The following is a 16419-nucleotide window of genomic DNA, read 5'->3' as shown; positions in this document are numbered from 1 at the left end:
GATTCATCCCCTAACGTAAAATATTAAAAATGGAAACGAGGGAATTTCAGATGAATGAATCCAGAGAGTTATTAGAAAAACTAGGTTATCCATCCACAGATTTAACAGAACTCCCTACATCCAATAAGAGATTTCCCGACGGGGCTCAATACCGAATTGAACTGCCCAGTGTGGAAGGTCCTGTTGCGTTAGAAGAAACGTTAAAGGAAATCGACCATTATGGGCTAACGATTCACCGCGTTTCACAAGGCAGCGGTATCATGTTGCAAACGGATGAGGAAATAAAGGAAATGTGCCGAATGACTGCTGAAAGAGGAATGGAGCTTAGCCTTTTTGTAGGCCCGAGGGGCACATGGGATATTAGCGCACAACCATTCACGAGTGCCGGGAAATCCATAGGTTTGCGTCATGAAGGGGCGGATCAGCTTGTCTATGCAATGGAAGATTTAAAAAGAGGAGCCAAACTTGGACTCAGAAGTGCATTAATTGCAGATGAAGGTCTATTGCTGCTGACAAAGGAAATGAAAAAATCCGGTCAACTACCAGAGGATTTTGTTGTAAAAGTGTCAGTGCAAATGGGCGCCGCCAACCCAGTTTCAGTTAAATTAATTCAGGACCTTGGGGCAGGAACATATAATGTGCCAACTGCGCTTACGCTTCATAAACTAGCTTCTATTCGTCAGACCATTGATATTCCGATTGATATCTATGTTGAGGTACCTGATAATTTCGGAGGTTTCCTTCGCTATTATGAAATTCCAGAAATCATTCGTGTATTGGCACCAGTGTATATCAAATTTGGTCTGCGTAATCATCCTGATGTCTATCCTTCTGGAAAGCAATGGGAAAGTACTAACATTTCATTAGTGAAAGAGCGTGTTCGCCGTGCAGCGCTGGGAATCCAAATGATCGAGCGCTATTACCCAGATGCTATAACATCCAAACTTGGTGCAAAAGGGCTGGGCATACCCAAAATGAATGCTGAGTCTGCAAAAATATAAAAGAATCAGTAATTTATAGTCTCACAGTCTATGATATTAAATTCTGGCACTCTCATTCCTTTAGGTACTTCTCCAGGTGTCGGTATAGGAAGGAATCTTTAAGTCTAGTTAAAAGAAGGGTCCAAATATCCATTCCTATTGAAAATATCGGAACCCTTCTACAAGATGTAAAACACAAAATTCTACCAATGAATAACTCTATTTTATCCTCCCAGTAGCATACTTCTATGGATAACAACATTTTCGATCATCTTGCAAACTATTATTCAGTCATATAAATGGGTTGATTCTGGAGGCACCATCAGAATCTATTAATAACGTAAATATGAAACGGAGGAATTCTATGAATTCTAACAACCTGGCTTATCTATTGGAATCAGGTGTTGTTGCAGTTGTCCGGAAAGTCAGTCGGGAAAAAGTCCTTCAGGTCGTATCCTCTCTTATAGCAGGGGGCATTACCGGCATTGAAATTACAATTGATTCTGAGGACGCATTGGGTGCTATTCGGGAGGTAAAAGACACATTTGGGGAAAAGGCTGTAATTGGAGCTGGCACTGTGCTCGACTCCCAGTCAGCCGAAATGGCGATTGAGGCGGGGGCAGAATTTATTTTTGCACCAACCTTAAAAAGAGAAACGATTGAGGTAACCAAAGGATACAAGAAAATAGTAATCCCTGGTGTTTTCACACCAACTGAGATTTTGCAGGCATATGAGTGGGGAGCAGATATTGTGAAGGTATTCCCGGCAAGTACATTGGGGGCAGATTTTATTAGACAAATTCGCGGACCTTTAGGTCAAATTCCAATGATGCCAACTGGGGGAATCACCCTTAAGAATACGAAGGATTTTATCACAGCGGGATCCGTTGCCGTGGGAGTAGGTGGATCGCTAGTGAGAAAAGACTTTATAGACACGGAAGAGTGGGGTGCATTAACCACACTTGCCCAGCTGTTTGTCCAAAAAGTAAAGGAAGCAAGAATAGAAAAAAATGGATAAAAATTCTACATAGATTATTGACAAGTCAGAAAATTTGAATTATATTACGTTTAGGTTAGTTTCACATTGTGGAATTTGGTTTTATATTATAAAACTAAATTGAAATTTGTTCGTTTTTTTCTTCAATATTCACAACTTAGTTTTACAATGTAAAACAATCTTAAGGGAGGTGAAAATTGGAGTTTTTGGTCATTGAACATTTTGATATCGCTTACATTTTATCCTGATTAAAAAAGGAGCTGGTAAGATGAATAAAAAATTTTCACTTATAGTAATTTTTATCCTCATTGCATCATTGTTCCTCACCGCTTGCGGAGGTACAGAAAAATCCGGTTCAGAACAAGGAACCGGCAATCAATCTAAAACGATAAAAGTAGCTCATTATTTTGCAGAAGATCATCCACAGAACATAGCCCTCAAAGAAAAATTCAAAAAAATGGTTGAAGAAGAATCGAAAGGAAGCTTGAAGGTTCAACTATTCCCGAATAGTACACTTGGTGCCGAAAAGGAGTTCTATGATGGAGTCCGAAACGGCACGATTGAAATGGGGATCCCTGGCTTAATTATGCAGGCAGACATTCCTAAAATGGCTGTCCCTGAATGGCCATTCCTGTTTAAAGATTTTGAACACGTAAAAGCTGTATTAAATGGTCCGATTGGCGAAGAATTAACGGCCGACCTTGAAAAAGAACATGGTGTAAGACCATTGGCTTGGAGTGCGAACGGCTTCAGAATGTTTTCATCAAATAAACCGATTACGAGCTTAGAGGAATTTGATGGACTTCGCTTAAGGATGCCAAATATTCCAAACTACATTACTCTTGGGCAATTGCTTGGAGCAAATGTTACACCTCTAGCGATTTCAGAAATATTTTCTGCTTTAGAACAACATGTTGTGGATGGGCAAGATAATCCGATTGCATCCCTTCGAGCATCCGGGTGGTATGAGGTACAGAGCGATGTTCTGGAATCTAAGCATATGTTCAGCCCGAATGTCTATATCATTAATAGTCAATTCTGGAACGGATTATCCAAAGAACAGCAACAAATTATTGAAAAAGCCTCAAAGGCTGCAGCAGAATATGAATTCGAATTACTGGAAAAAAGCTATGAAGAAGATAAGAAATTTCTCGAAGAAAATGGTGTCGAGTTTACGACTCCATCTGAAGAATTCTCACAGGATATGGAAAAGGCAGCCCAGCCTTTATACGATGAAATCTATCAAAAATACGATTGGGCCAAAGATTTGGTTGAAAGGATCAAAGCTGAAGCTAACTAAAGGAGGGAATTATTCATGCTACAAAAAGTCAACAAATTCAGTATAAAAGTCCTCAATGCAAGTATTTCTCTATCCTTGGCTACGATGTCTATTCTAGTTTTTGGAAATGTACTCCTCCGTTACATTTTCAATTCAGGAATTACATGGTCTGAAGAAATGTCTAGATTTCTGTTTGTGTGGATGGTATTTCTTGGTGCGATTGCCTGTCTGAAGGATAATATGCATCTTGGTGTCGATGTTGTTGTCAATGCGCTGCCGATAAAATTAAAGAAAATAGCATTCGTGATTAGTAATTTATTAGTGTTATATGTTTTATGGCTATTACTTGTAGGCAGCTGGAAAATGACATTGTTAAATATGAACAGCACCGCCCCAGCAACAGGACTTCCGCTTTCATTTATGTATGGAATAGGAGTTATTACCAGTATTGCAATGGCCTTGATTATTATCGTCAGAATGATTCAGGCATTTACGTCAAAGTCCAATTCACAATTTAGCATCATTTCTACTACTGAGGAAGTTATCAAACCTTAAAGTTACTAAACGAATAGAAATATATTTCCGAAAGGAGGCAAATGTATGGTTGCTGTTTTTCTTGGCTCGTTGTTTGGAACACTTGCACTTGGAGTGCCTATCGCCTTTGCATTAATTCTTTGTGGGGTTGCCATTATGTTTACTTTAAATATGATGGATGCACAAATTGTAGCGCAGAACCTTATCAATGGAGCAAATAACTTTTCACTTATGGCAATCCCGTTTTTTGTGCTAGCAGGGGAACTGATGAACGCGGGAGGTATTTCCAAGCGAATTGTCGAATTTGCCATGTCCTTGGTCGGCCACATTAGAGGAGGGCTTGGGTATGTAGCCATCATTGCAAGTATTTTGTTTGCCGGATTGTCCGGATCAGCAGTAGCTGATACTGCCGCACTTGGTGCCATTTCAATACCGATGATGATTGCCAGGGGTTATGATGTTAATCGCTCTACGGGACTCATTTGTGCTTCAGGAATTATTGCTCCCGTTATTCCTCCTAGTATTCCAATGATTATCTTCGGGGTAACTGCCGGTGTATCGATCACCCAGTTATTTATGGGGGGCATTGTTCCGGGTATCATGATGGGCGGGGGACTCATTATCGCATGGACTTTTATTGCCCGAAAAGATAAAAGTGAACTTCCAAAACGACAAACAACAAAAGAGATTTTAAAGTCTACAATAAAAGCAATCTGGGCTTTGTTTCTTCCTGTTATTATCATTGGCGGTTTAAGGGGAGGAATTTTTACACCTACAGAAGCGGCTGTGGTAGCTGCATTTTATGCCTTATTTGTCGGGTTTTTTATATACCGTGAATTGGAATTAAAAGATTTGCATAATGTCCTGGTTGCGGCAGCAAAGACGACTGCAGTGGTTATGTTCGTTGCAGCAGCGGCAATGGTTTCTGCTTGGATGATCACCGTAGCGGACGTCCCTGGACAAATGGCAGCAGCTCTTGGCGGGCTGATTGAAAGTCCTTTAATGTTGCTGTTATTAATTAATTTAATTTTATTGGCTATTGGACTTGTGATGGATCTTACACCCGCTATTTTAATCTTTACACCGGTATTCTTGCCCCTTGTAAAAATGGCTGGAATTGATCCTGTGTATTTCGGAATTATTATGGTCATTAACTTGTGTATTGGCTTAATTACCCCTCCAGTCGGAACGGTCTTATATGTCGGCTGCGGAATCAGTAAAATCAATATCATTGAATTGACAAAAGGAATCTGGCCGTTTGTCCTAGTTCATATTATTGTCCTTATTCTTTTGATACTATTTCCTTCTATTATTATGGTTCCGCTTGATTTCTTAACGTAATTTTATTGGAGGTGAAATTTTGGATAAGTTCAAAGTAGTGGTAACAGACTGGGAGTTTGAAGATCTTCGATTTGAGGAGGCGGTGTTATACCAAGCGCCGGAAATTGAAGTAATTGCTGCCCAATGTCGCACGGAAGAGGAAGTCATTCATGCCTGTCATGACGCAGACGGTATCATCAATCAGTATGCGCCGCTTAGTAGACGAGTGATTGAATCGTTGACAAAATGTCAGGTGATTACACGGTATGGGGTCGGAGTCAATACCATTGACTTGGAAGCGGCTACAGAGAGAGGAATCTGTGTAGCGAATGTGCCTGATTACTGTATGGATGAAGTTTCAGATCACGCCTTAGCCCTGATTTTATCATGGGTACGGAAAGTCGTAGTGGCAAATCAGCAGGTAAAAAACGGGAATTGGGACTTTAAAGTGACAAGACCGATTCATCGGCTGAATAACCAAACACTGGGCCTTGTTGGCTTTGGCAAAATTCCTCAATCCCTTGCCGAGAAAGCAAAACCACTTGGATTTAACATCATCGCTGCGGATCCTTATTTTCCGGCATCAGAGGCAAAGAGAAGGGGGGTTACCCTAGTCTCTCTTGCAACTCTTGTAGAACAGTCGGATATCATCTCTGTTCATGCCCCACTGAATCCGGCTACAAAAGGGATGCTTGGAAAAGAACAATTTGCAAGGATGAAAAAGAACCCGTTAATTATTAATACTTCCAGGGGACCTGTTATTGATGAAAGTGCTCTAATTGAGGCGCTTCAGCTAGGACAGGTAGCAGGAGCAGCTTTAGATGTAGTTGAAGAAGAGCCGATTGGAGCACAACATCCATTTCTGTCGATGGATCAAGTAATTTTAACACCACATGTTGCCTGGTATTCCGAAGAAGCCGAGGCGGAAATGAGGACAAAGGCAGCGGTGGGAATCACGGATGTGCTGATTGAAAAGAAGTACCCAAAATACCTGGTTAATATAGAAGTAAAGAATGATAAGCGTTTGAAGGAACAAGTCGGTCAAGAGACCATTCCAAATATAAAAGGAACAAGATAAGGGGGAAGTATAAATGAAAAATTGGCTTAAAAAATTGGGTGTTGGAATTATTATTCCAGGAATGTTACTGCTTAGTGCATGTGGTTCACCATCAACTGGAAACAGTGATGGAGGGAATAAGTCGGAAGGAATCCAGGAACGAACAATCAAAGCAGGAATTGGGTTGAATGAAGACCACCCGGAAGGTCTAGGATTAAAAAAGTTTAGTGAAATTGTTGCGGAAAAGAGTGGTGGAAAATTAACAGTAAAACCATTTTACAGTGCAACACTAGGCGATGACCAAAAAATGACTGAGGCACTTCAGGGGGGACTTCAGGAGATTACCATTCCATCCACATCGCCATTAGTAGGAATGATCAAGGAATTCGGTATTTTTGATTTCCCATTCCTGTTTAACACGGCAGAAGAGGCCGATGCGGTTCTTGATGGTCCAGTTGGCCAAAAGCTATTGGAGAAACTCCCGGAACACGGGCTCATTGGACTCGGGTACTGGGAAAATGGGTTCCGTCAATTGACAAACAGTAAACATCCTGTTGAAAAGGCGGAAGACTTCAAGGGGTTAAAAGTCAGAACCATGCAAAATGAAGTTCATCTTGATGCATTTAAAGAGCTCGGGGCAAATCCAACACCAATGGCTTTTTCAGAAGTTTTCACTGCACTTGAGAGCAAAACAGTAGATGGTCAAGAAAATCCGCTTGCAACTATTAAGTCAAATAAATTTAATGAGGTTCAGGATTATTTAAGTTTGACTGGGCATGTATATACGCCATTTGTATTCTTAGTTAGTAAGAAATTCTGGGATGGTCTTTCTGAGGAAGAGCAAACCATTTTAAAAGATGCCGCTGTTGAAGCAGGTAAGTATCAGCGTCAGATAAGCCGTGAAGAGGATTCTAAAGCGATTGAAGAAATAAAGGAATCAGGAACAAAGGTAAACGAAGTATCTAACGAAGAAAAGCAAAAAATGAAAGAGGTCATTCAGCCTATTATTGATGAGTACTCAGAAAAGTTTGGGCAGGACCTTGTAGACGAGATGATGAAGGAAATTGAAAAAGTACGCAAATAGGAATGAGATTCCGGGAGATGAGGGAACATGGAAATCATAAAAGAACTCCTGCGTGACATAGAAATTCCACGAATGATAAAGATAAGGCAAAATTTTCATGCTCCAGAAGTCAATAATGTTAAAGAGGCCGTTCATGAAGCGATTCGGACGGCCGGGGTACTTACTGGAGTTGACGCTGGAGACAGAGTAGCAATCGCTGTTGGTTCGAGAGGAGTCGCCAGTTTGCCTGAACTGGTTAGGGAGACTGTACATGCGGTGAAAAGTGTCGGTGGAAATCCGTTCATCGTGCCAGCGATGGGTAGCCATGGAGGGGCAACCGCCGCTGGTCAAGTGGATGTTCTTGAGCAATTGGGGGTAACAGAAGATGCAATTGGTGCCCCCATTCTAGCTACCATGGAGGTTGTAGAAATTGGAAGACTACCAAACGGTCTTCCAATTTATATGGATTATCATGCTTACAAAGCGGATAAAATCATTGTGATAAACAGGATTAAACCTCATACAGCTTTTCGCGGACCAGTAGAAAGTGGACTAATGAAAATGATTACGATTGGACTTGGAAAGCAAAAAGGGGCGGAGGCTGCACATGCATTCAGCTTCAAATACATGGCCGAGCATGTAGTGGAGATGGCGAAAATAGCTATTGAGCGTACGCCAATCATTTTTGGTCTAGGGTCGTTAGAAAATGCCTATGATCGACCTGCTAAGATTGTTGCGATTCCGGCAGAGGATCTTATCCACCGTGAGCCGGATCTCTTGATAGAAGCAAAATCATTAATGCCGACAATCATGTTTGATCCCATTGATGTTCTTGTTGTTGATGAACTTGGAAAGGACATTTCGGGAGACGGAATGGATCCAAATATAACTGGACGATACGCTACACCTTATGCGAGTGGCGGTCCTCAGGTAACTAGAATTGCAGTTTTGGGATTAACTGAGAAAACACATGGGAATGCAAATGGGATTGGGTTGGCCGATGTGTCTACTCAAAAGGTGATGGATCAAACTATTTTGGAAAAAGGGTATGCCAATGCGTTAACAAGTACAGTCACACAGGTCGTCAAGCTGCCGATGATTTTGGAAAATGAGGAATTAGCAGTAAAAGCAGCGATTAAAACCTGTAATGCTTTTGATTTAAGTAAAGCAAGGATCGTCCGGATCAAAAACACATTGGAAATTCAAGAGATATGGATATCAGAATCAATGTTGGAGGAAGCGAAAAGCTTAGATTCTATCGATATTTTATCTAATCCTGCTCCCATGAAATTGTCGATTTCAAACGTTGGTATATAAGTAGTTTAATAGAAAAATAATTCTTTTTAGGCTAATGATTTTTACCTTTCTTACATTAAATAGTTCTTTAGGGAGGGGTTTTTTATAAAAATCACATCTTTGACACTGTATAAGGTGCCTCCCCGTTGGCTATTCCTGAAGATTGATACAGACGAAGGGATTTCAGGATGGGGAGAACCGATTCTTGAAGGGCGAGCAGATACAGTAAAAGCCTGTGTGCAAGAAATCAGTGACTATCTTGTCGGAAAAGATCCATTCATGATCGAGGACCATTGGCAGGTTCTTTACAGAGGGGGATTTTACAGAGGCGGTCCGATTTTAATGAGTGCGATTTCCGGAATTGAGCAGGCGCTCTGGGATATTAAAGGGAAGTACTATCAAATTCCAGTCTACGAGATGCTTGGTGGCAAGGCTAGGGAAAAAATTAGGGTTTATTCTTGGATTGGCGGGGACCGGCCGACGGATGTGGCCAAAGCAGCCAAGGAAAAGGCGGCAGCCGGTTTTACGGCAATCAAAATGAATGCAACCGAGGAAATGGATTATATCGATACCCATACAAAGGTAGAAGCGGCCGTTCAAAGAATCGCTGCGGTGAGAGAAGCGGTGGGCAAAGAGTTTGGAATCGCACTCGACTTTCACGGCAGGGTTCATAAGAGCATGGCAAAAATTCTTGTGAAGGAATTAGAACCTTTCCGCCCAATGTTTATCGAGGAACCCGTTTTGCCAGAAAACAATGAGGCATTAAGGGAAATTGCCCGGCATACCGTTTGCCCAATTGCTACAGGCGAAAGGCAATATAGCCGATGGGGCTTTAAGCAACTTTTAATGGATGGGTATGTTGACATTATTCAGCCAGACCTTTCTCATGCCGGGGGAATCCTTGAATGCAAAAAAATTGCTGCTATGGCGGAGGCTTTTGACGTTGCAGTTGCCCCGCACTGTCCACTTGGACCGATTGCACTAGCTTCCTCTTTCCAACTGGATGCCTGTACACCAAATGTGGTGATTCAAGAACAAAGTCTGGGTATTCATTACAATCAAGGCAGTGATTTGCTTGACTACTTAACAGATCCAACTGTCTTTAAATATACAAATGGGTTTGTCGAGATTCCCGAAGGTCCAGGATTGGGCATTGATGTGAATGAAGAGGCCGTTTTGGCTGCAGCTGAAAAGGGTCATGATTGGAAAAATCCAATTTGGAGAAATGAAGATGGCAGTGTAGCTGAATGGTAAAAAAGGAGGTAGGTTTGATGTCAGTGAAATTCCCCTATATTGAGAATACGGTTAATCCTTATCGGGATAATGTTCAAGGGAAAGCAAATGAACCAATCTGTGTCGCTGGATTGTTGGACCGGTCCAAACAAATCCTGCAAACGGAATTGAAAGGGTTCCAACCGGATTGGTCGTTAGAAGAGATTTATGACCGGCTACATCATAATGCTCCAAGAATCGCGATAATAGGAGGTTCGCAGGATCATCCAGCCCATATCATGGACTTCCAAACGATTGCAAGGGCAGCCATCCGGATTTGGCAGAACGGAGGAGTTCCATTTCAATTTGCTACTCCGGTTATGTGCGATGGAACCGCCCAGAGTAACCAGGGGATGAGCTATTCCTTGCAAAGTCGTAATGCAGTGGCACAAATGGTTGTGAACCAGCTGGAAGCCCATAGCTATCACGGGGCATTTGTGATTCAGGGCTGCGACAAACAGCCACTTGGTGTCGTTAGTGCCTTGGCGCATCTAGATAGGGTTCGTAAATTCCGAAATGAAGCGCCGTTTTTTGCTACGTTTGCCCCTGCACATGTTCTTCAGGGTGGAACAATCCCAAGCGCACTTTTTACCGAGCTTGAAGAAGTGGCTCTCCTCGCAGAAGCGAAAGGAGCAGAGGACATTGCTTTTGACCTGCGCGATGCCCTTTCGTATATTTTACAATGCTCCTCAAATACAGCATTTCAAGGCGTACTTGAGCGCGCAAGGGAGCGTGGCATCATTACGAAGAATCAGCACGAGCTTTACGAAAAGAAATTGGCTGTTGCGACTTGTGATGGTCAGGGTGGTGTATGCGCTTTTAACGGGACAGGAAACAGCTCACGGCACCTGGTAGCGGGGATGGGACTTGTACATCCGGCGGTTGAACAGCTGACAGCTCCGCCAACACAGAGCGAGGTCAATGAAGCAGTCGATGCGCTTGCAGGTATGATAAATAATCCAGATTTTGGAACTTCTAACATTATGGCTGCCAATATTAGAAATGCGATTAGAATCCACAGTGCATCAGGGGGCTCCACTAACTTGATGATGCACATCGTTGCTGCGATGGTGTACGGCGGTTATAAATTTAACCTGTGGGATTATGACCAAATCCATCATGAGGTCCCTATTCCAGATTTGTTTAACTATAGCCTGACAGAGGGCAGAGATATTTTTGCGCTTGCAATGCAATGCTGCAGCGGGCAGATTAAAGGGATGGAAACACTCATCTATGAGTTGATTGAAAATGGCGTTCCAATGGATATAGATGCACCGACAGTGACCGGAACAACCTGGAGAGAGCGACTCTCGAAAACACAAGGTTTACCGGCAACTGGAGTAAAGGATAATCCTATTATTCTCTCAAAGCCAAGAAGGTCATTTAGCGGAGTAGACGTGTTAACAGGGAACTTTTTTGAAAGTGCTGTGGTAAAGATAAGCGGTATGACAACGGCTCAACTTGATAATTTTGATCAAAAGGCGTCATTTGTACTTTTCTATGATAATGAACATAGTGCCAACGAAGAACTGTTGGAAGAAAACCTATTAGAAAAAATAAAACAGAACCGAAGCTTTGATTATATAACGATGAAGGCGATGCTCAAACACAATGCACCGGAACTGTTTGAGACCGGTAGAGATATGGAATATGATCAGTTATTTGACTATATGGCTGCCGAGGGTGCATTAAAAATCTCTGTGATTGTGTCTGGGCAGGGGCCGGAAGCATTTGGAATGCCAGAAATGTTTACGCCAATGCAGCATATAAACGCGAACCGAAAGCTGAAAAGATTGGCAACGTTAATTAGTGATGGTCGCTACTCTGGAGTAACCTATGGAGCTGCTATCGGACATATGACTCCTGAGGCAAAAAATGGTGGAGGTATTCTATACCTGAAGACAGGAGATATCCTTTATCTACAGCTTCGTAACAAAAGAATCGACTATTTAGATGAAGGCGAATTCCAAAAAGGGAACCTTGTGTTTCAGTTTGAAGCTGCTAAAGAGGCTAGGTTAGAGCTGGGGGAAGCGAGACTAAAAACGATTCGCCAGCGACAGCGTTTGGTAGCTGCAAGTAACCGGATGGCAGGACATACGGATGCTGCCAATGGTGTTGTTCCACTTGAGGTGGCAGAAGATGCTGTATACGACTATCGGGCGGATTTAGCTGCTTATTCAATCAATCTTTCAGAAAAAACACATTAGAAACCAATTGGGAAAACAGGGGGCTAACGTATGGATGTAATCACATTTGGTGAAACAATGGTTTTGTTTACCCCAATAACACCCGGCCCCTTAAGGTTTACCAGCAGTTTTCAAAAAACAATTGGGGGAGCAGAATCGAATGTTGCAATCGCCTTATCGAGACTCGGTCATCAAGTCGGATGGATTGGAAGACTTGGTAAGGATGAGTTTGGCATTTACATTCGCAACTTTATTAGGGGAGAAGGCGTGGATACTTCGGGAGTCATTTTTGATGAAAATAACCCTACCGCGGTATTTTTTAAGGAAATGCGTCCAATGCAGGAACCCAATATTTTATATTACCGGAAAGGCTCTGCTGCTAGCAGGATGATTCCAGAGGATCTAAACGAAGAGCACATCAAAACGGCAACGTTCCTGCATGTAACCGGCATTACTCCTGCGTTAAGCCCATCTTGCAGGGAAACCGTCATGCATGCCATTTCATTGGCGAAAAAGAATAAAGTGAAGGTAGTCTTTGACCCGAATATCCGTCTGAAGCTTTGGAGCAAAGAAGAGGCGTACGAAATATTGAACGACATCGCCGCGCAGTCTGATATCGTTCTTCCCGGTCTGGAAGAAGGGATGATCTTAACAGGAAAGAAACAACCGGCCGAAATCGCCTCCTGTTTTTTAGAGAAAGGCGCAGAAACAGTCGTCGTAAAGTTGGGGGACAAAGGTGCTTATTTCGCAACGAAAGCAGCTGAAGGATTTGTTCCAGGCTATACGGTAAACCGAATTGTTGATCAGATTGGTGCAGGTGATGGGTTCGCAGCCGGCTTACTATCTGGATTGTTAAGAGTATGGTCATTGGAAGAAGCGGTCCGCCTTGGAAACAGGGTAGGAGCATTTGCCTTGACTACAGCAGGCGATGTAGAAGGGTACCCGTTTTGGTCTCAAATTAGTCAGGATGATTTAGATACTGAAGTTCTTCGTTAACAGCAAGAATACATATTACTAATCTACTTATTATGGTAAAATGTATTCATATTTAGGACTTTAGAAGGGTGAGAAAAATGCTTATCATTCAATCAGTAGATCGTGCCCTCCGTATCCTCGATTTATTCGATGAATACGAACAAGAAATGAAAATCACTGAAATTAGTGAGAAAATGCAACTTCATAAAAGTACAGTGCACTCCCTATTACAGACACTGAGGCAAAGAGGATATATTGAGCAAAACCCTGAAAACGGTAAATACCGCCTTGGAATGAAATTATTCGAGCGTGGCAATGTTGTTATTCGAAGACTTGATCTACGAACAGTTGCTAAGAAGTATTTAATTGAGTTGTCAGTAAAGTCGGGAAATACAGTCCATCTTGTTATTCGAGACGGCAAAGAAGGGATTTATATTGATAAGGTTGAGGGTCCTTCCGCGACAGTTCTGTACTCAAGAATTGGAAGAAGAATACCGCTGCATAGCAGTGCAGTCGGAAAGTCGCTTATTGCAAATAAATCCAGTAAAGAGCTTCAAGAAATCCTTAAAGACTATGAATACGTTCAGCAGACTGCTAATACAATCACAGATGAAACTCTGTTTTTGGCTGAACTTGATAAAGTAAGAGAAAAAGGCTATTCGATGGATAAGGAAGAAAATGAACCAGGTATCGCCTGTGTTGCAGTTCCCATCTGGGATCACTCTGGAACAGTTGTAGCAGCGATGAGTATGTCCCAGCATTCAGCAAGTATCGACCAAGAAAAACTACAGAGAACAGTTGAGATGTTAAAAGAAGCTGCGATGAAAGTTTCTAGAGAATTGGGCTATGAAATGCATTTACCGATCAAATAGCGTCAAGGATTTTTATGGCTTAGTACATAAAAATCCTCGACCTTATTCAATATGTTGCATCTGAAGTATGGTCATATTTTATCTAAATTACAAAACTGAGTTTTACATTATAAAACAGGAGGGGTATACATGAGAATTATTCGTTTTGTAAATAATCATTCAGCTGTTGTACTTGGAGCGTTAACGGATCAGGGAGACATTTATTCCTTGCCTTATTCGGATTTTATGGAATTGGTGAACCAAGCGGAATCCGCTGGGGTTTCGACACTTAGACTGGTTGAAAACTCTATAGCAGGAACGGAACCTATTAGAGAAAGTCTTGAAGAGTTAGAATTGTTAGTTCCAATCGTTGCCCCAGAGGTATGGGCTTCTGGAGTCACCTACGAGAAAAGTAGGGATGCAAGAAACTATGAAACTACAAGTGGAAACAATGACGAACAAACATGTTATGACAAAGTTTATGATGCTGAGCGGCCAGAGCTATTTTTAAAATCAACGGCTGCCAGAACCGTGGGTCCGAATACTCCCGTTTACTTAAGAAATGATTCCAATTGGCAGATTCCCGAGCCTGAGGTTGGTCTTGTCCTCACAAAGGATGGCCGGATTGTTGGCTATACAATCGGCAATGATATGAGTTGCAGGGACATCGAGGGCGATAACCCACTTTATTTACCACAAGCAAAGATTTGGAAACATTCATGTGCGATTGGACCAGCTATTCGCCTTGCAGAAACGGTAGAAGACCCGTATAATTTCCAGCTTAGCTGCCGTATTTTCAGAGACGACCAATTGGTCGTAGAGGGAACCGCGAATACAGCGCAGTTAAAACGACGATTTGATGAACTAGTCTCGTTTTTGATTCGAGACAATGAAATCTTTGAAGGTACGGTTCTATTAACAGGCACCTCAATTGTACCGCCAAACGAATTTACCCTTAAAGACAACGACCAAATCGAAATTGAGATTTCCTCAATTGGTATTTTAGCGAATCCTGTAAAAGTACAGTTACCTAGTGAACAAGTTTTGTAACCGGATTCACGTTCTCCTCCATCCAAGAGATGGGGGAGAGTTTTAAACTTCGCAAAAAGGGTGATGATGAGTGGAACGAGAAACAGGTAAGTTTCATGGGATAATCTCTCCCGTTGTCACATTATTTAATGAGGATGGGGATTTTAACTGGGAAGCCAACAAACAGTTAACAGATTTTCTCATTGATAAAGGGGTCCACGGGATCTTATTTATGGGAAGTACTGGGGAGTTTTCTTCTTTATCCATAGATATGCGTAAGCGATTCATGGAGGATATGATTCCTTATGTGAATAACCGGGTTCCTGTTCTTATTGGTACAGGGTCTACTTCTTTAGCGGATACAATCGAATTGTCCCGTCATGCGCAGGATTGCGGAGCCGATGGGGTGCTCGTCGTAAGTCCGTACTATTGGAAATTTACAGAGAATCAACTCTTTGACTATTTTACTTCTGTGTCTAAAAGTATCGATATTTCTATCTTAATTTATAATATTCCCATGTTAACAGGACAGAGTCTGTCACCACAGCTCATTGCAAGGCTTGCCGAAAGCTATGACAATATTGTTGGGATTAAGGACACGATTGATAATCTTGGACATATTAGAAAGCTCATTTTTGAGACGAAAAAAAAGAGAGAGGATTTTGCTGTTTTCGCAGCTTTCGATGATTTAGTCCTCCCAGCGCTACAAATAGGAGCAAAAGGCTCGGTCCACGGGACCTCTGTTTTCGCTCCTGAACATTCCGTTAACCTATATAATTGTTTTAAATCTGGAAAACTAGAAGAAGCACTAGATCATCATCAAAAGATAATCTCCCTTATGTCGGTTTATGAACTTAGCGAACCGCTCTTCCTAGCAATCAAAGAAACTGTACATCAAACTGTCCTTGGTTATAAAACAGCTAATCTTCCTCCAGCCTTCGCAGAGGATATTACATTAAACGAAAAGGTAGGATTATTTATTAATTCACATCTAAAGTAAGTAACAGGAACCTTCTTATTCGTCCACAACAGACTTTAATGAAGATGCCTGTGATAATTTAAAAAGCGTTCCACCGATGGGTAGTAGTTTTCATAATCAAACTGCTACCTTTTTTGTTACAAAAATATAATTATTTAAGAATAACATCAGTTTATTGACGTCACGTTTGAAGCATACATTTCAGTATCTGGTTATTCAAAAAATGGAGCTGTCGATGTGAGTTTTGAGGTGGAGGTTATACAAGGTGTGGCCTTCACACCTTTACTGGAAATAATCAATAGTTTACTAAAATAGTATTTTAATGATAAAATCCAAGTAGTTCATTTTTTATGCTTAATCTTTATTTTAGAGCGGGGGACCCAAATTTTGATGCGGAAACGTTCCGCTATTGGTGAATTCTTTATAAAGAAGGGGCTTATTGTTTCCCATAGTCCTAACCTGAAAGCTAACCTCGTAAGCAATTTAGTGGAAACGAAAGCGATAGACTAGTAGGGCACACTAGCCTTTTTTTGTGTTCTTTATCGTATTCATTTGTTTCCCTTACCTAGGCATAGGTCTAATCAAAACATCAAGAGGGTGA

14 protein-coding genes and 1 riboswitch are annotated in these 16419 nt (G+C 41.7%); all 14 genes read left to right on the top strand.

Annotated elements, in window-relative coordinates; all coding sequences use genetic code 11:
* Positions 1-50 precede the first annotated feature (50 nt).
* The 14 genes from V7112_RS12970 to V7112_RS12905 all read left to right on the top strand — a co-directional run bounded on the left by V7112_RS12970 (position 51) and on the right by V7112_RS12905 (position 15839).
* Entirely contained in the window at positions 51-1001 is a 951-nt protein-coding gene (locus tag V7112_RS12970) for a U32 family peptidase (protein WP_335420225.1), read from the top strand.
* A 343-nt stretch (positions 1002-1344) separates the two neighbouring features.
* A complete protein-coding gene (locus V7112_RS12965; RefSeq protein ID WP_335420222.1) occupies positions 1345-1998 on the top strand; it encodes a bifunctional 4-hydroxy-2-oxoglutarate aldolase/2-dehydro-3-deoxy-phosphogluconate aldolase in 654 nt (217 codons plus the stop codon).
* A 247-nt stretch (positions 1999-2245) separates the two neighbouring features.
* Positions 2246-3277 carry a TRAP transporter substrate-binding protein gene (locus tag V7112_RS12960; protein ID WP_335420219.1) on the top strand — a complete coding sequence of 344 codons (1032 nt, stop codon included), beginning with the start codon at positions 2246-2248 and terminating at the stop codon, positions 3275-3277.
* Positions 3278-3292: 15 nt separating this feature from the next.
* Positions 3293-3811: a TRAP transporter small permease gene (locus V7112_RS12955; protein ID WP_335420216.1), complete on the top strand. Its 519-nt coding sequence runs from the start codon at positions 3293-3295 to the stop codon at positions 3809-3811.
* 45 nt (positions 3812-3856) lie between these two features.
* Entirely contained in the window at positions 3857-5131 is a 1275-nt protein-coding gene (locus V7112_RS12950; protein WP_335420214.1) for a TRAP transporter large permease, read from the top strand.
* A 19-nt stretch (positions 5132-5150) separates the two neighbouring features.
* Positions 5151-6188 carry a C-terminal binding protein gene (locus V7112_RS12945; protein ID WP_335420212.1) on the top strand — a complete coding sequence of 346 codons (1038 nt, stop codon included), beginning with the start codon at positions 5151-5153 and terminating at the stop codon, positions 6186-6188.
* A 13-nt stretch (positions 6189-6201) separates the two neighbouring features.
* Positions 6202-7251 carry a TRAP transporter substrate-binding protein gene (locus V7112_RS12940; RefSeq protein ID WP_335420207.1) on the top strand — a complete coding sequence of 350 codons (1050 nt, stop codon included), beginning with the start codon at positions 6202-6204 and terminating at the stop codon, positions 7249-7251.
* 27 nt (positions 7252-7278) lie between these two features.
* Complete coding sequence (locus V7112_RS12935; protein ID WP_335420204.1) at positions 7279-8547, top strand: lactate racemase domain-containing protein; 1269 nt, start codon at positions 7279-7281, stop codon at positions 8545-8547.
* Positions 8548-8631: 84 nt separating this feature from the next.
* The gene (dgoD, locus tag V7112_RS12930; RefSeq protein ID WP_335420350.1) at positions 8632-9780 is read left to right on the top strand and encodes a galactonate dehydratase; all 1149 of its coding nucleotides are present in this window, start codon (positions 8632-8634) and stop codon (positions 9778-9780) included.
* A gap of 17 nt (positions 9781-9797) precedes the next feature.
* On the top strand, positions 9798-12005 hold the full coding sequence (locus V7112_RS12925; RefSeq protein ID WP_335420200.1) for a dihydroxy-acid dehydratase domain-containing protein: 2208 nt from the start codon (positions 9798-9800) through the stop codon (positions 12003-12005).
* 30 nt (positions 12006-12035) lie between these two features.
* Positions 12036-12980, top strand: coding sequence for a sugar kinase (locus V7112_RS12920; RefSeq protein WP_335420197.1), 945 nt, complete (start codon positions 12036-12038; stop codon positions 12978-12980).
* Between the two features lie 77 nt (positions 12981-13057).
* Positions 13058-13831 carry an IclR family transcriptional regulator gene (locus V7112_RS12915; protein WP_335420194.1) on the top strand — a complete coding sequence of 258 codons (774 nt, stop codon included), beginning with the start codon at positions 13058-13060 and terminating at the stop codon, positions 13829-13831.
* A gap of 129 nt (positions 13832-13960) precedes the next feature.
* Positions 13961-14860, top strand: a complete 900-nt coding sequence (locus V7112_RS12910; protein ID WP_335420191.1) for a fumarylacetoacetate hydrolase family protein — start codon at positions 13961-13963, stop codon at positions 14858-14860.
* A gap of 70 nt (positions 14861-14930) precedes the next feature.
* Positions 14931-15839, top strand: a complete 909-nt coding sequence (locus V7112_RS12905) for a dihydrodipicolinate synthase family protein (protein ID WP_335420187.1) — start codon at positions 14931-14933, stop codon at positions 15837-15839.
* Positions 15840-16159: 320 nt separating this feature from the next.
* Positions 16160-16314: riboswitch (cyclic di-AMP (ydaO/yuaA leader) on the top strand.
* The last annotated feature ends 105 nt before the right edge of the window (positions 16315-16419 follow it).

Origin of the sequence: Bacillus sp. JJ1566, from assembly GCF_036962685.1 — a bacterium.
Taxonomy (GTDB): Bacteria; Bacillota; Bacilli; order Bacillales; family Bacillaceae_L; genus Ferdinandcohnia.
The sequence above is the reverse complement of the archived record's forward strand: the minus strand, read 5'-3'. Positions and strand labels throughout refer to the sequence as shown.

Bases quoted from the DNA above. Each gene is read 5' to 3' on its own strand.
- V7112_RS12960 (WP_335420219.1), top strand. From the start codon at position 2,246: ATGAATAAAAAATTTTCACTTATAGTAATTTTTATCCTCATTGCATCA.
- V7112_RS12915 (WP_335420194.1), top strand. From the start codon at position 13,058: ATGCTTATCATTCAATCAGTAGATCGTGCCCTCCGTATCCTCGATTTA.
- V7112_RS12970 (WP_335420225.1), top strand. From the start codon at position 51: ATGAATGAATCCAGAGAGTTATTAGAAAAACTAGGTTATCCATCCACA.
- V7112_RS12940 (WP_335420207.1), top strand. From the start codon at position 6,202: ATGAAAAATTGGCTTAAAAAATTGGGTGTTGGAATTATTATTCCAGGA.
- V7112_RS12935 (WP_335420204.1), top strand. From the start codon at position 7,279: ATGGAAATCATAAAAGAACTCCTGCGTGACATAGAAATTCCACGAATG.
- V7112_RS12910 (WP_335420191.1), top strand. From the start codon at position 13,961: ATGAGAATTATTCGTTTTGTAAATAATCATTCAGCTGTTGTACTTGGA.
- V7112_RS12920 (WP_335420197.1), top strand. From the start codon at position 12,036: ATGGATGTAATCACATTTGGTGAAACAATGGTTTTGTTTACCCCAATA.
- V7112_RS12965 (WP_335420222.1), top strand. From the start codon at position 1,345: ATGAATTCTAACAACCTGGCTTATCTATTGGAATCAGGTGTTGTTGCA.
- V7112_RS12950 (WP_335420214.1), top strand. From the start codon at position 3,857: ATGGTTGCTGTTTTTCTTGGCTCGTTGTTTGGAACACTTGCACTTGGA.
- V7112_RS12925 (WP_335420200.1), top strand. From the start codon at position 9,798: ATGTCAGTGAAATTCCCCTATATTGAGAATACGGTTAATCCTTATCGG.
- V7112_RS12955 (WP_335420216.1), top strand. From the start codon at position 3,293: ATGCTACAAAAAGTCAACAAATTCAGTATAAAAGTCCTCAATGCAAGT.